Source organism: Hafnia paralvei, from assembly GCF_020150375.1.
Taxonomy (GTDB): Bacteria; Pseudomonadota; Gammaproteobacteria; order Enterobacterales; family Enterobacteriaceae; genus Hafnia; species Hafnia paralvei.
In genome coordinates this window covers 4,211,844-4,224,827 of the sequence record NZ_CP083737.1, presented here as the reverse complement: position 1 = coordinate 4,224,827, position 12,984 = coordinate 4,211,844, and the positions used below count along the sequence as shown (strand labels likewise).

Below are 12,984 nucleotides of genomic sequence, written 5' to 3'. Positions count from 1 at the left end.
CGTAAGTTGCAGGCTAAATATGCTGGTTAGAGGGACGAAGCTCAGGAGAGAGGTGAGTGACGAGCTTAGCCAGCGTGTATGCGATTTGAATCAACGATGGATATATCTATGAATACTGATGTATTTAGATATTCCATTGTAATGTTTGAAAGATTAACAACTTACAGTGACTGAATACCGTGACTCGGCTCTCAATGCAGTCGTATTTACACAGGTAGGAGGGGCATAAACCAGAATAATGCTGTGGATTAATTGCTGTGGTGAATTCATCTACTCACTTTAATAAAAAAGGCGCTAATCCAATAAAGGAAAAGCACCTTTTTTCAATACGTTAACTGATTAGTATCAGTTCATGCCGTATTTTTTCAATTTCTTACGCAGAGTACCACGGTTGATACCCATCATCAGCGCAGCGCGGGTTTGGTTACCGCGAGTATACTGCATCACCATGTCTAACAGTGGCTGTTCTACTTCAGCCAGTACCAGCTCATACAGATCATTAACGTCTTGACCATTCAGTTGAGCAAAATAGCCTTTAAGGGCTTGTTTAACCGAGTCACGCAGTGGCTTTTGAGTCACCTGATCCTGGGAGTTTACGGTAGAAACGGTCAGTACGTCAGAATTTACGCGTTGTTCGAACATAGTTCTGTCAGCTCTTTTTTTACGCTAAGATTTTCGAAATATGCCTCCAACGCCTCCAGCTGTTCGCTGGCATCCTCTATGGCGTTGAATGTGCGCCGAAACTGGTCACATGGGGCGTGTTCTTGGAGATACCAAGATACGTGCTTGCGGGCAATGCGAAATCCCTTACCAGAACCGTAAAAATTATGCAGTTCTTGTACATGCCCTAATAACAAGTGCTTAACTTCCTCCAACGGCATGGGCGGAAGCAGCTCCCCTGTGTCCAGATAATGCTGGATTTCCCGGAAGATCCAGGGTCTCCCCTGAGCGGCACGCCCTATCATTAGAGCATCGGCTCCAGTGTAGTCGAGCACCGCTCTGGCTTTATGCGGGTCAGTTATGTCTCCATTCGCGATAATCGGGATGGAAACACTCTGCTTAACTGTCCGAATGCTGTCGTACTCCGCCTCGCCGTTGAATAAGCAAGCACGTGTTCGGCCATGAATCGTCAAGGCCTGAATTCCACAGCGTTCAGCCAATTGGGCAATCTCAACACAGTTACGGTGTTCTGGACTCCAGCCCGTACGAATTTTAAGCGTTACCGGTACGTCTACAGCGTTAACCACCGCGCTGAGGATTTTTCCAACCAAGTCGGGATACTGCAAAAGAGCAGACCCCGCGAGTTTGCGGTTCACTTTTTTTGCCGGGCAACCCATGTTGATGTCAATGATCTGCGCGCCGCTATCAGCGTTGATTTTGGCCGCAGCAGCCATGTCATCAGGGTCACAGCCAGCAATTTGCACGGCTCGGATCCCAGGTTCGTCTAAATGAACCATGCGCAGACGTGACTTATCCGTTTGCCACACTTCCGGATTGGAAGAGAGCATTTCAGAGACAGCCATCCCAGCACCCATTTCATAGCAAAGCGTCCGAAAAGGGCGATCGGTTATGCCGGCCATAGGCGCAGCAATGAGGCGATTTTTAAGTTCTATATGTCCAATGCGCATAGACAAAGACTGACCATACTGTGTCCGCAAGGGCGCGTATATTACGCATTTTTGCTCGGATATGAAAGGCCAAACTTTGAACAATCAGCTGTTGTAGATCAATGAAATCACTAGCTGGCGCTTCGTATTTGATTATTTTTGTTGTTTAACATATGGTTATGTATTAATGGTTAAAAAATGCTCTTTTGTTTTTTCCCTTTCTTATTGGTCGTTTTAGGTTAGTTTTGGTGCCTGTTGCCAGATAAAACGCTTAAGAAACCCACAATAATGGCGCTATAAATGAGATGCATATCGCATTTTAGAGGATGATATGGATAGTGAAATCGCATTATTCTGGTTGAAAATAGTACAACAGCATCCTGAATTAGAGGGGCGAATTTATCATGCTGAGCATTTTGGTACGCCGGGGGACTTAGCTCAGCAGCTGTCTGAACTTATCGTGAGCGGTGAAAAATATGCCACCTGTGGTGCTTTGGATGAGTATTGGCATGAGGGGATGACCATTCCTACCGCAGGTTATCTGACAATTGTGCTAGATGGGCATGAAAAGCCCGTGGCGGCGATAGAAACAACACAGGTATCTTTGCGTCGCTTTCGTGATGTGGACGCCATATTTGCGGCTGCAGAAGGCGAAGGAGATAAGTCTTTGGCTTATTGGAGACAGGCTCATCAGGCGTTTTTTGAAACGTCGCAGTTGGCGATAGGTAAGACGTTTAGTGAAGATATGTGGCTGGTATGCGAATACTTCCGTGTGTTAGGGGTAGCGGAAACAAAAACAGCGCCTATATAAAGCGCTGTTTTTATATAGCGAGCTAGCTTAGCGGCGAATACCGGTAATGCGGCACCACTCTTCGCGTTCAGCGACAGGATCGATGATAAATTTATCTTCGTAAGCTTCTGCAACGCTTGGCGCCTGCGTCGCTAGAACACCGGATAGGCCTAGATGACCGCCAGATTTTGGCAGATCGCTAATCAGCGGTGCCAGTTCGCGCAGTGGGCCTGCCAGGATGTTGGCGACTACGACGTCTGCGCTTAAGTCGGCGGGCTGATCTTTTGGCAGATACAACTCTAAACGCTCTGAAACACCGTTACGCTGTGCATTATCACGACTAGCCTGAATAGCCTGAGGATCGATATCGATCCCGATAGCGCGTGCGGCGCCGAGTTTCAGGGCGGCGATGGCCAAAATACCTGAACCGCAGCCGAAGTCGATCACGGTCTTGCCTTCCAGATCCAAACCATCTAGCCATTGCAGGCACAGCGCGGTTGTTGGATGAGTCCCAGTACCAAAGGCCAAACCAGGATCTAGCATGACGTTGACCGCGGTTGGATCGGGAACATCGCGCCAGCTTGGGCAGATCCACAGACGGCGGCCAAACTGCATTGGGTGGAAATTATCCATCCATTCGCGTTCCCAGTCTTTATCTTCGATCTGTTCGATTTTGTGGTGGAAGCCTTTGCCTAACGCTGGATCATTCTCCAGAATCGCCACAATCTCTTTCATATCGGTTTCTGCGTCATACAGGCCGATAACGTCGGTATCGCCCCAAAGCAGGGTCTCGCCCGGCAGTGGTTCAAATACCGGATTATCATGGGTATCTTGGAAAGTCACTGATACAGCACCGCTTTCCATCAATGCATCACTCAGGGATTCAGCCTGATTACCGGTCGTGTTGATTTTGATTTGAATCCAAGGCATCTCGAAGTCTCTATTTTGAATTTAATTCAGTCGCAGCTGGCACTGTTTCGCCACGCTCGCCAAAAAAGTTGCCGATCCCAAATGCTGCTAAGCTGATGAGCAGTGATGGAACGATCGGATGTAAGCTGAATATATGCCAGTCAGCGGTAGCAAGTACGGCGTAGCAAATAGCACCAGAAATCATTGAGCTTAGCGCGCCGTGTGCATTAGCCCGCTCCCAATAAAGCCCCAGCACGAGCGGCCATAGGAATACCGCTTCTAAGCCGCCAAAGGCCAGCAAATTTAGCCAGATGATCATTTCTGGAGGACGCCATGCCGCCAGCAACAGTAAAAGTCCTAAAATCAGCGTAGACAGGCTGGACATTCTCGCCAAGCGTTTCTCGTTTTTGAGCGCCTGAGGGCGCATCCCCAAATAGAGGTCTTTAACGATGGTTGCGGACGATTGTAACAGCTGAGCATTGATCGTGGACATAATCGCCGCCATCGGCGCTGCCAGAAAAATACCTGCAGCGAACGGCGGCAAAACTTTGACCATCAAGGTAGGGATAACCAAATCTGGCACTTTTAAATCTGGCAAGATGGCACGGCCTAACGCGCCGGCAAGGTGCATACCAAACATCAGTATTCCCACCACGATAGTGCCAATAACGATGGCGCGGTGCACCGCTTTACTGTCTTTGTAGGAAATACAGCGCACAGCCGTATGTGGCAAGCCGATAACCCCAAAGCATACCAATATCCAGAACGATGCCATAAATGGCGCACTTAAAATATCGTCAGCGCCCTGCGGCGAAACCAGCTTAGGATCGATATTTTGCAAAGTATCCACCGCGGCATGCAAACCGCCAGCGGCATGGATCACTCCAGCGAGCAGAATAATCGTGCCGAGTAACATCACCAACCCTTGCATGGCATCATTTAGTACGCTCGCACGGAATCCTCCCACCGAAGTATACAGAGCGATGCTGATGCCAAATATCAAAAGCCCAGTGTCATAAGGAATACCCGCTGCAGTTTCCAGCAAACGAGCTCCGCCGATGAACTGCACCGTCATGGCGCCAATAAAAGCAACCAGTAGGCTGAGGCTAGCCACCCAAACTAACAGGCGACTTTTATAACGGGCATACAACATATCATTGAGCGTTACTGCGTTGTATTTGCGCGCCAGAATAGCAAATTTTTTGCCCAGAACCCCGAGCGATAACCACACCGCAGGTAGTTGAATCATCGCCAGTAATACCCAGCCCAGCCCATATTTATAGGCAGCCCCTGGGCCACCTATAAAGGAGCTGGCGCTGATATAGGTGGCTGTTAGCGTCATGGCTAATACGAAGCCCCCCATCGAGCGGTCGCCGATGAAATATTCGTTGAGGAAGTTACCTTTTTGGCGACGACGGTAGGCATAGACCGACAGACCAAATACCAGTAACAGATAGCCGACTAGCGGTAAAATGACATCAGTCTGCATCATTGTTCCCTAAGGGTATATCTTTGAAAATCAGGCGAACCATTGCCCAGCACAGCAAAATAAATGCCAGTGGCAACAGTAAACAGGCCATTTCGAACCAGTGCGGCAGTCCTGTTATGCCTTGTAAGCTGTTAGGAACATAGGCCGCTACGATCCATAACACCAGATAAGCAATGGTTAGCCACAAAGCCCAGCGGGCTTCACGATTTGCCTGCAAAAAGCGAGCATCCATGGGAGTCTCCCATTTATAAGTACAAAATCACAAGGTAGGGGATTTTACGGCAACCGTTCTTTTTATGCAGCGTTATCGTTTCTTCAGACGATTTGGCCACTAAAAAGCAAAAAGGCCGGTTACCCGACCTTTTAAGAGAGACAAAACTCACACGCAGTTATTTTTCCTGCAAGCCGAGTTTTTTCTCCAGATAATGAATGTTGGTACCACCGTGTTGGAAGTTTTCATCATTCATAATCTTTTGTTGCAGCTCAACGTTAGTTTTGATGCCGTCGATGATCAGTTCTGCCAACGCATTTTTCATGCGAGCGATCGCCACGTCACGGTTTTCACCGTAACAGATGAGCTTACCAATCATGGAATCATAGTACGGAGGCACAGTGTAGCCTGCGTAGATATGAGATTCCCAACGAACACCAAAGCCACCCGGCGCGTGGAAACGCGTGATTTTACCCGGGCTTGGCAGGAAGGTATCAGGGTCTTCCGCGTTGATACGGCATTCTACCGCATGGCCACGTACCTGAACTTCATGCTGCTTGATAGACAACGGTTGACCAGCGGCAATACGAAGCTGTTCTTTAATCAGGTCCACGCCGGTGATCATTTCAGTCACTGGATGTTCAACCTGAATACGGGTGTTCATTTCAATGAAATAGAACTCGCCGTTTTCGAACAGGAATTCGAAAGTCCCTGCGCCACGGTAGCCGATATCGACACAGGCTTTAGAGCAACGTTCACCGATGTAGCGACGGAGCTCAGGCGTAATACCCGGTGCTGGTGCCTCTTCGACAACTTTCTGGTGACGGCGCTGCATGGAGCAGTCACGTTCCGCCAGATAGATTGCGTTGCCTTGACCATCTGCCAGTACCTGAATTTCGATGTGGCGTGGGTTTTCCAGATACTTTTCCATATAAACCATGTCATTGCTGAAAGCTGCTTTAGCTTCCGCTTTGGTCATGATGATGGACTGTTCCAGATCTTTATCGCCGCGAACAACACGCATACCGCGCCCGCCGCCGCCGCCAGAAGCTTTGATGATGACCGGATAACCGATACGTTTGGCGATGGCTTTGTTCTTCACCATATCGTCGCCTAGTGGGCCGTCAGAACCCGGTACGCAAGGGACACCCGCTTTTTTCATCGCGCTAATGGCAGAAACTTTATCACCCATTAGGCGAATAGTTTCTGCACGTGGGCCAATAAAGATGAAGCCGGAACGCTCGATTTGCTCAGCAAAATCGGCGTTTTCAGACAAGAAGCCATACCCTGGATGAATCGCTACGGCGCCGGTAATTTCAGCTGCAGAGATGATGGCAGGGATATTCAAATAGCTTTTGACTGATGGTGCAGGGCCGATACAGACAGTTTCGTCTGCCAGCAGCACGTGTTTTAGATCGCGGTCAGCCGTGGAGTGGACTGCAACGGTTTTAATTCCCAGCTCTTTGCAAGCACGTAGGATACGTAGCGCAATCTCACCACGGTTGGCGATAACAATTTTATCTAGCATGACTCGCCTCGTTATTCGATGACGACCAGAGGCTCGTCAAATTCAACCGGTTGGCCGTTTTCAACCAGAATGGCTTTCACCACACCGGATTTGTCGGCTTCAATCTGGTTCATCATTTTCATTGCTTCTACGATGCACAGCGGATCGCCTGCATTCACTTTTTGGCCAACTTCAACGAAGGATTTCGCATCTGGGCTTGGAGTACGGTAGAAAGTACCGACCATCGGAGAACGTACAATGTGACCGCTAATCGCTGCCGGAGCTTCTGCTGCCGGTGCTGCCGCTGGAGCCGCTGCTACAGGCGCCGCTGCTTGTGCAGGTGCTGCCGCGTAGTAAGGCTGCATCATTGGCATGCTGCCTGCTGCTGGGGCACGACTAATGCGTACTGATTCTTCACCTTCAGAAATTTCCAGCTCAGAAATGCCAGATTCTTCAACCAGTTCGATCAGTTTTTTGATTTTACGAATATCCATGTGTGATTCCGTACTCTTTGTTGTTACGTAGAATATAGATGTTCATCCACCCGATTCTAAACCATCGGTTCGGATAGGCAGGAATGACATCCTTAGTTAAATTTTTTCAGGCGGTTAACTGCCGCCTGCAGAGCGAATTCGTATCCATCAGCACCTAAACCACAGATGACGCCAACGGCGATATCAGACAGATATGAATGATGACGGAAAGGCTCGCGAGCGTGCACGTTTGACAGGTGAATCTCGATAAACGGGATCTGTACTGCCAGCAATGCGTCGCGGATCGCTACGCTAGTATGCGTAAATGCCGCTGGGTTGATCAGAATGAAGTCGGTGTTGCCACGAGCAGCATGAATGCGATCGATGAGTTCAAATTCGGCATTAGACTGCAAATGACTGAGCGAAACGTTCAGCGTATTGGCTGCCTGTTCTAAGTGGCCGACAATTTCCGGCAATGTTGTACTACCGTATTTGTCTGGCTCACGGGTTCCCAATAAATTCAGATTGGGTCCGTTTAAAAGCAAAATGTTGAACTTATCTGCCATTGTGCTGCTATCTCCGGCAATCAGACGATCATCCGTCAAAATAACCCTATGTCACCGACTTGTCACCTTTTCTGTGTCAATTTGTGGCACAGATCGGCGTATAAGGTCGGGCATTATAATGATTTCGTGGCAATTAGCAGCTAAATACTGGTCGAATCAGCGAAGATATTCAACTACGAACTTCTCCAATTGGAAACACGTTGTATGAATTTCGGCAGAAAAATACTAATAAGTTCCAACCGTTACCGCCACCATTGGCGAATTTTCTGATAACGGAATGCTAACAAAATAACCGCACCAATCGCGTAAAAAATAGGCAGTGGCGATAGCGTTTTCACCGACCATAGATAGTGAATGGGGGCGAGAATGGCCACAATATAGACAAAATTATGTAATTTCTGCCAGTTGGAACCCATTTTTCGCATTGCCCATTGTGTTGATGTCGCTGCTAATGCAAGCAAAATCAGCCAACTGATGATACCTAACGTCAGATAAGGGCGTTTAATCAACTCACTACCGAGTAGTGAGAAGTCTAACCCAAGTTCAAGAATTGTATAGCTGGCTAAGTGAATAGAGGCCCAAACAAAGCACCATACACCGAGTAAACGACGACAGCGGATTAACAGCGGTTGTTTGCCATAGCGAGCCAGTGGAGTAATGAGCAAAGTGGCTAACAGCAGTTTTAGCGACATTCTGCCGGTAAAGTGCTGAATATCTTTGGCGGGATCGGCGCTGAGCAATCCTTGCGTCGCAGCAAATACTAGCCAGAGTAGCGGCAGGCTGGCCGCCAGCCAGATCAGCACTTTGAGAATTTGTACTTGTTTAAGTGTTATTCTTTTCATCGTAGAATGATTCTCCGTACGCAATTCCCTTAGAAAAACGTCCTAAGATCCATGCCCTTATAGAGTGACGCCACCTGTTCGGCGTAACCGTTGAATAACAACGTAGGCTGACGTTTTACGTCCAAAATTCCACCCGAACCAATAAAACGTTCGCTGGCTTGAGACCAGCGAGGGTGGTCAACATGCGGATTGACGTTGGCGTAAAACCCATATTCATCGGGTGCGCTGGTATTCCAGGTTGTTGGCGGTTCGTCGTGGGTGAGGCGAATGCTGACAATCGATTTGATTCCCTTAAAACCGTATTTCCATGGCACCGTTAGACGTAGCGGTGCACCATTTTGCGGTGGAAGTTCTTTGCCGTAGACACCCGTGGTGATCAAGGTGAGCGGGTGCATTGCTTCATCTAGACGTAATCCTTCTATATAGGGATATTTCAATCCGCCGCCGATGAAGCGATCTTTTTGCCCAGGCATATTGTCGGGGTCATAGATCGTTTGGAAGGCCACATAGCGAGCTTTGCTGGTAGGTTCTACCATTTTTAGCAGCTTACCAAGCTCAAACCCCACCCAAGGGATCACCATCGACCAAGCCTCAACGCAGCGCATACGATAGATGCGCTCTTCTAAAGCAAAGTGCTTATAGATATCGTCCATATCGAGCGTTAGCGGTTTGGCGACTTCGCCATCGATACGGATTTTCCAGCCTTCGGTCTTCAGTGTTCCCGCATTGGCGGCAGGATCGGCTTTATCCAACCCAAACTCATAGTAGTTATTGTAACCGGTGACTTTATCTTCTGGGGTTAGCGCCAGCTTGGCTTGATATTGCGCCGGTTGGCTAAACTGGAGTGGTTTTCCCGCTGGCGCGGCGGGACGATCGTGGCCTTTAAACCACGATAGCAAGTCGGCCTGTGCGGCATGGGGAAGGGCTAATGATGCCGCGGTAATGCCTAAGGCTTTTAACACACTGCGGCGTTGGTGAAATACGCTTTCTGGCGTGACTTCTGCTTCGGTGAATTTCGGGAATTTGGCCATGATCGATGCCCTCGTTTTTCTTAATTATTGTCGCTCTTGAAAAACATGATGGCAGGATTTGCGCGTAATGGATGAGTATCACGAAATTGTTATAAATGAGGGCAGACTTCCACTCCCCCTTATTCGCGGGAGTGGAAGTAATACAGAAATTAGCCAAGAATTCCTGTGGTTCAGCGTACCTTGACTAAGGTTCGGCCAGTGACTTTGTTATCCATCAGTGCGGCTGCGGTTTCAGCCGCGTTTTCTAAGGTGACTTCCGTGGAGGCTTGCTGATAGAAACTTTCTGGCAGTAAATCAGCTAAACGCAGCCACGCTTCAGTGCGGCGCTCATGAGGGGTCATCACAGAATCCACGCCTTGCAGGCGTACGTTGCGTAGGATGAATGGCATGACGGTGGTCGGTAGCTGATAGCCACCGGCTAAGCCACAGGCTGCAACCGTGCTGTTGTAGTCCATCTGAGCGAGCACTTTTGCCAATACTTTGTCACCAACGGTATCAATGGCTCCAGCCCAGATCTGTTTCTCTAATGGACGGCTGTCTGCGGTGAAGTCACTGCGGGGCAGAACGCGTTCGGCGCCGAGTGATTTTAGGTACTCTTCATTACTTTCGCGGCCACTGACGGCAACAACGCGATAGCCTAGTCGACTCAGCAGTGCGACAGCGGTACTACCTACACCGCCGCTGGCTCCGGTGACCAGAATTTCTCCACTGTCCGGCGTAACTCCGCCGTCTTCTAAAGCCATGACACACAGCATCGCAGTAAAGCCTGCGGTACCAATAATCATAGCTTTACGCGCATCTAGACCATGCGGCAGCGCAACTAACCATTCACTGCTGACACGAGCCTGTTCGGATAGGCCGCCCCAATGATTTTCCCCCACACCCCAGCCAGTGAGAATAACGGATTGGCCAACGTGAAAACGGGGATCCTCGCTGTGGTGTACAGTGCCTGCGAAATCGATGCCGGGAACCATCGGAAAATTGCGTATAATTTTTCCTTTGCCAGTGATCGCGAGGGCATCTTTATAGTTCAGGCTAGACCACTGGACATCAACGAGAACATCTCCGGCAGGGAGATCGTCAGTTTTCAGAGTCTGAATATTGGCAATGGTTTTGCCATCAAGTTGTTCAAGCACTAAAGCTTTCATGCGGGATCCTCGTTGAGGTCGTGAGATTGCCGAGCGAACCGTCGGGAAGTGATAAATCGTGAAAAATTATAAATCGGTAAAAAATAACTACCGAACTAATTGTTGATAGAAATCGTCTCAGATTAATCAGTAATTCGCTATGCTAGTAGTAGATTAATCAGTGTGTGAATAATTTGAAAAGTTGTCTTTGATATAGAGCAATGAAGCTCTTAGGATGTCTGCATTGTGTAAAGGAAAAGCGCTTGGGTGCCATATTTCTTGGCTAAGTTACATTATATAGGTGGGTACTGACAGGGATGCGTATCACAACCAAGTTATTTGCGTTTATTACTGTTTTAGTCGCATTAGCCATGCTGCTGATGTTGCTAGGCAGTACATACAGTTTTTTCAATCAGAGCCACAATCACGCTGAGCGCCAATTGAATGCGCTCGCGACCACGATTGATCAGCTTCTCCTCACTGAGCCGCGCGATAACGTTAAAAAATGGCTGCCGGTGGTGATGCGATCCTCCGGAGTGAGTGAAATCATTGTGCATAATGACGCCCATCAGGTTTATCAACTTAAATTGCCCAATACATATAACGTATGGGACACCCTGACGAATCAGCGCTATGTCGAAGCCACGTTAATGCATCATCCGGGCTATAGCCTAAAAATGGTGTATATCGACCCCACTGCCAGCTATACCCGCTCACTGGAGACAATGTTCCCCGTTACGATCTCTATATGTTTAATGATTGTGGTGTTGCTCTTTAGCTATCGCTGGCTGCGTGAGCAAACCCTTGGGTTAGAAAAGCTCGAGCGTAGAGCGCGTAAAATTCTTGCCGGTGAACGAGAGAATGCGGTTCGCGGCGATGTACACGAGTTTCCTCCTAATGCGAGCAGTGCGATTGACCGATTACTCTCCGATCTTGCTGATGCTAGAGAAGAACGTGGACGCGTTGATACGCTGATCCGCGCATTTGCAGCCCAGGATTCTCGAACCGGCCTGAATAATCGCCTCTTTTTTGATAACCAACTTACGACACAGCTTGAAGATGAAGGAGCCCATGGGGTTGTGATGGTTATCCGTGTGCCTGATTGGGAATCGCTGGCTGGCTTACACGGAAAACGGGAGCGAGAAGAATTCCGTTATTCGCTGGTGAATATGCTATCGACGTCGGTTATGCGTTATCCATCGGGTTTATTAGCTCGTTATTTTCAAAATAATTTTGCCGTATTGCTTCCTCATCGTTCATTAAAAGAAGCGGAAGGATTTGCAGCGCAGCTCATTAACTCTATTAGCGCAATACCGCCGGCCAACGGAATTGACATCGAAGAAGTACTGCATATTGGTATTAGCCTGTACCACTATGGACAAAGTACGGAACAGGTCATGGATCAGGCGGAGCAGGCAGCACGTAATGCCGCATTACAGGGGAGTAATGGATGGTTCGTGGATGATAATCCCGTTCCTGAGGTGGTACGTGGTAGCGTCAAATGGCGCACTTTGTTAGAACAAACGCTGGCACGAGGCGGCCCAACGCTTTTGCACAAAGAAGCCATCGACGTTAATGGTGATGTGCATCACCACGATATCCTGCCTTATATTTACGACGGTGGTCAGGCATTACCCAGCGCCGAATATTATCCGCTAGTTCAACAGCTTGGTATGGCTGAAAGTTACGACCGCCAGATGCTGCTTCAGATTATTCCGTTATTGCGTCATTTTTCTGCAGAGAAACTGGCCTTTCCGGTTAGTATTGACTCATTATTGCAGCGCAGTTTTCAACGTTGGTTGCGCGATACTCTGCTTCAGAATGAAAAAGCGCTCCGTCAGCGCATTTTCTTTGAATTAGCTGAAGCGGATGTGAGCCAGCATATAGACCGCTTGCGCCCAGTTGTTAGACTGCTGCAAGGACTCGGATGCCATATTGTTATTTCTCAAGCGGGCTTAAAAGTGGTTAGCACTTCTTATATTAAGCAATTGCAGGTGACGTTGGTAAAACTTCATCCCGGCTTGGTCCGCAATATTCACAAGCGCGTAGAAAATCAGCTGTTTGTTCAGAGTCTGACAGGTGCCTGTGAGGGAACCTCGGCGCAAGTTTTTGCCGCAGGTGTTCGCACCAAAGAGGAATGGCTGGTGCTAAAAGAGAAGGGAATTGCCGGCGGTCAGGGCGATTTCTTTGCAAAACCGAGACCGGTTAGCCGTGTGTAAAAAAAATATTCGCATAGGCAATAAATTGGCCTTTTTGTCGCGTGAAATTCACGTAGAATAGCGCGCGACCAAGTCATTCATAGTTGGTAGGTGCTAACGTTTGTTTATCGCCTGCCGATTGATACAAAGGACCGTGCGCAGTATTCAACGCATTTACGCTAATGGATCTGCTGAGCAGTATATTGTCTGTCGGTCAGTTTTAAAGCTTATGTG

At 48.5% G+C, this 12,984-nt stretch carries 13 protein-coding genes; 2 read left to right on the top strand and 11 right to left on the bottom strand.

Annotated elements, in window-relative coordinates; translation table 11 throughout:
• Window positions 1–345 precede the first annotated feature (345 nt).
• Window positions 346–642: a DNA-binding transcriptional regulator Fis gene (fis, locus tag K9N75_RS19550; protein WP_004097144.1), complete on the bottom strand. Its 297-nt coding sequence runs from the start codon at window positions 640–642 to the stop codon at window positions 346–348.
• Entirely contained in the window at window positions 624–1,628 is a 1,005-nt protein-coding gene (gene dusB, locus K9N75_RS19545; protein WP_004097146.1) for a tRNA dihydrouridine synthase DusB, read from the bottom strand. The genes fis and dusB overlap by 19 nt, the downstream gene beginning before the upstream one ends.
• 310 nt (window positions 1,629–1,938) lie before the next feature.
• Here dusB and K9N75_RS19540 point away from each other — a divergent pair, with 310 nt between their 5' ends.
• The gene (locus K9N75_RS19540; RefSeq protein WP_064572595.1) at window positions 1,939–2,418 is read left to right on the top strand and encodes an ASCH domain-containing protein; all 480 of its coding nucleotides are present in this window, start codon (window positions 1,939–1,941) and stop codon (window positions 2,416–2,418) included.
• Between the two features lie 27 nt (window positions 2,419–2,445).
• On the opposite strand, the gene prmA is transcribed toward K9N75_RS19540, so the two are convergent.
• From prmA to acuI, 9 genes are all read right to left on the bottom strand, one after another.
• Complete coding sequence (gene prmA, locus K9N75_RS19535) at window positions 2,446–3,327, bottom strand: 50S ribosomal protein L11 methyltransferase (RefSeq protein WP_004097150.1); 882 nt, start codon at window positions 3,325–3,327, stop codon at window positions 2,446–2,448.
• Window positions 3,328–3,337: 10 nt separating this feature from the next.
• The gene (gene panF, locus K9N75_RS19530; protein ID WP_008815395.1) at window positions 3,338–4,795 is read right to left on the bottom strand and encodes a sodium/pantothenate symporter; all 1,458 of its coding nucleotides are present in this window, start codon (window positions 4,793–4,795) and stop codon (window positions 3,338–3,340) included.
• Window positions 4,785–5,027 carry a YhdT family protein gene (locus K9N75_RS19525; protein ID WP_008815394.1) on the bottom strand — a complete coding sequence of 81 codons (243 nt, stop codon included), beginning with the start codon at window positions 5,025–5,027 and terminating at the stop codon, window positions 4,785–4,787. The genes panF and K9N75_RS19525 overlap by 11 nt, the downstream gene beginning before the upstream one ends.
• Window positions 5,028–5,184: 157 nt before the next feature.
• Window positions 5,185–6,534 (bottom strand): acetyl-CoA carboxylase biotin carboxylase subunit, encoded by a 1,350-nt coding sequence (gene accC / locus K9N75_RS19520; RefSeq protein ID WP_004097156.1) that lies wholly within the window; start codon window positions 6,532–6,534, stop codon window positions 5,185–5,187.
• Between the two features lie 11 nt (window positions 6,535–6,545).
• Window positions 6,546–7,007: an acetyl-CoA carboxylase biotin carboxyl carrier protein gene (gene accB, locus K9N75_RS19515; RefSeq protein ID WP_004097158.1), complete on the bottom strand. Its 462-nt coding sequence runs from the start codon at window positions 7,005–7,007 to the stop codon at window positions 6,546–6,548.
• A gap of 92 nt (window positions 7,008–7,099) precedes the next feature.
• Complete coding sequence (gene aroQ / locus K9N75_RS19510) at window positions 7,100–7,552, bottom strand: type II 3-dehydroquinate dehydratase (RefSeq protein ID WP_008815393.1); 453 nt, start codon at window positions 7,550–7,552, stop codon at window positions 7,100–7,102.
• A 242-nt stretch (window positions 7,553–7,794) separates the two neighbouring features.
• Complete coding sequence (gene msrQ, locus K9N75_RS19505; RefSeq protein WP_039184644.1) at window positions 7,795–8,394, bottom strand: protein-methionine-sulfoxide reductase heme-binding subunit MsrQ; 600 nt, start codon at window positions 8,392–8,394, stop codon at window positions 7,795–7,797.
• A gap of 29 nt (window positions 8,395–8,423) precedes the next feature.
• On the bottom strand, window positions 8,424–9,425 hold the full coding sequence (msrP, locus tag K9N75_RS19500; RefSeq protein ID WP_118938167.1) for a protein-methionine-sulfoxide reductase catalytic subunit MsrP: 1,002 nt from the start codon (window positions 9,423–9,425) through the stop codon (window positions 8,424–8,426).
• Between the two features lie 170 nt (window positions 9,426–9,595).
• The gene (gene acuI, locus K9N75_RS19495; RefSeq protein ID WP_130959406.1) at window positions 9,596–10,573 is read right to left on the bottom strand and encodes an acrylyl-CoA reductase (NADPH); all 978 of its coding nucleotides are present in this window, start codon (window positions 10,571–10,573) and stop codon (window positions 9,596–9,598) included.
• Between the two features lie 296 nt (window positions 10,574–10,869).
• Here acuI and csrD point away from each other — a divergent pair, with 296 nt between their 5' ends.
• Window positions 10,870–12,771 carry an RNase E specificity factor CsrD gene (gene csrD, locus K9N75_RS19490; RefSeq protein WP_096080233.1) on the top strand — a complete coding sequence of 634 codons (1,902 nt, stop codon included), beginning with the start codon at window positions 10,870–10,872 and terminating at the stop codon, window positions 12,769–12,771.
• The last annotated feature ends 213 nt before the right edge of the window (window positions 12,772–12,984 follow it).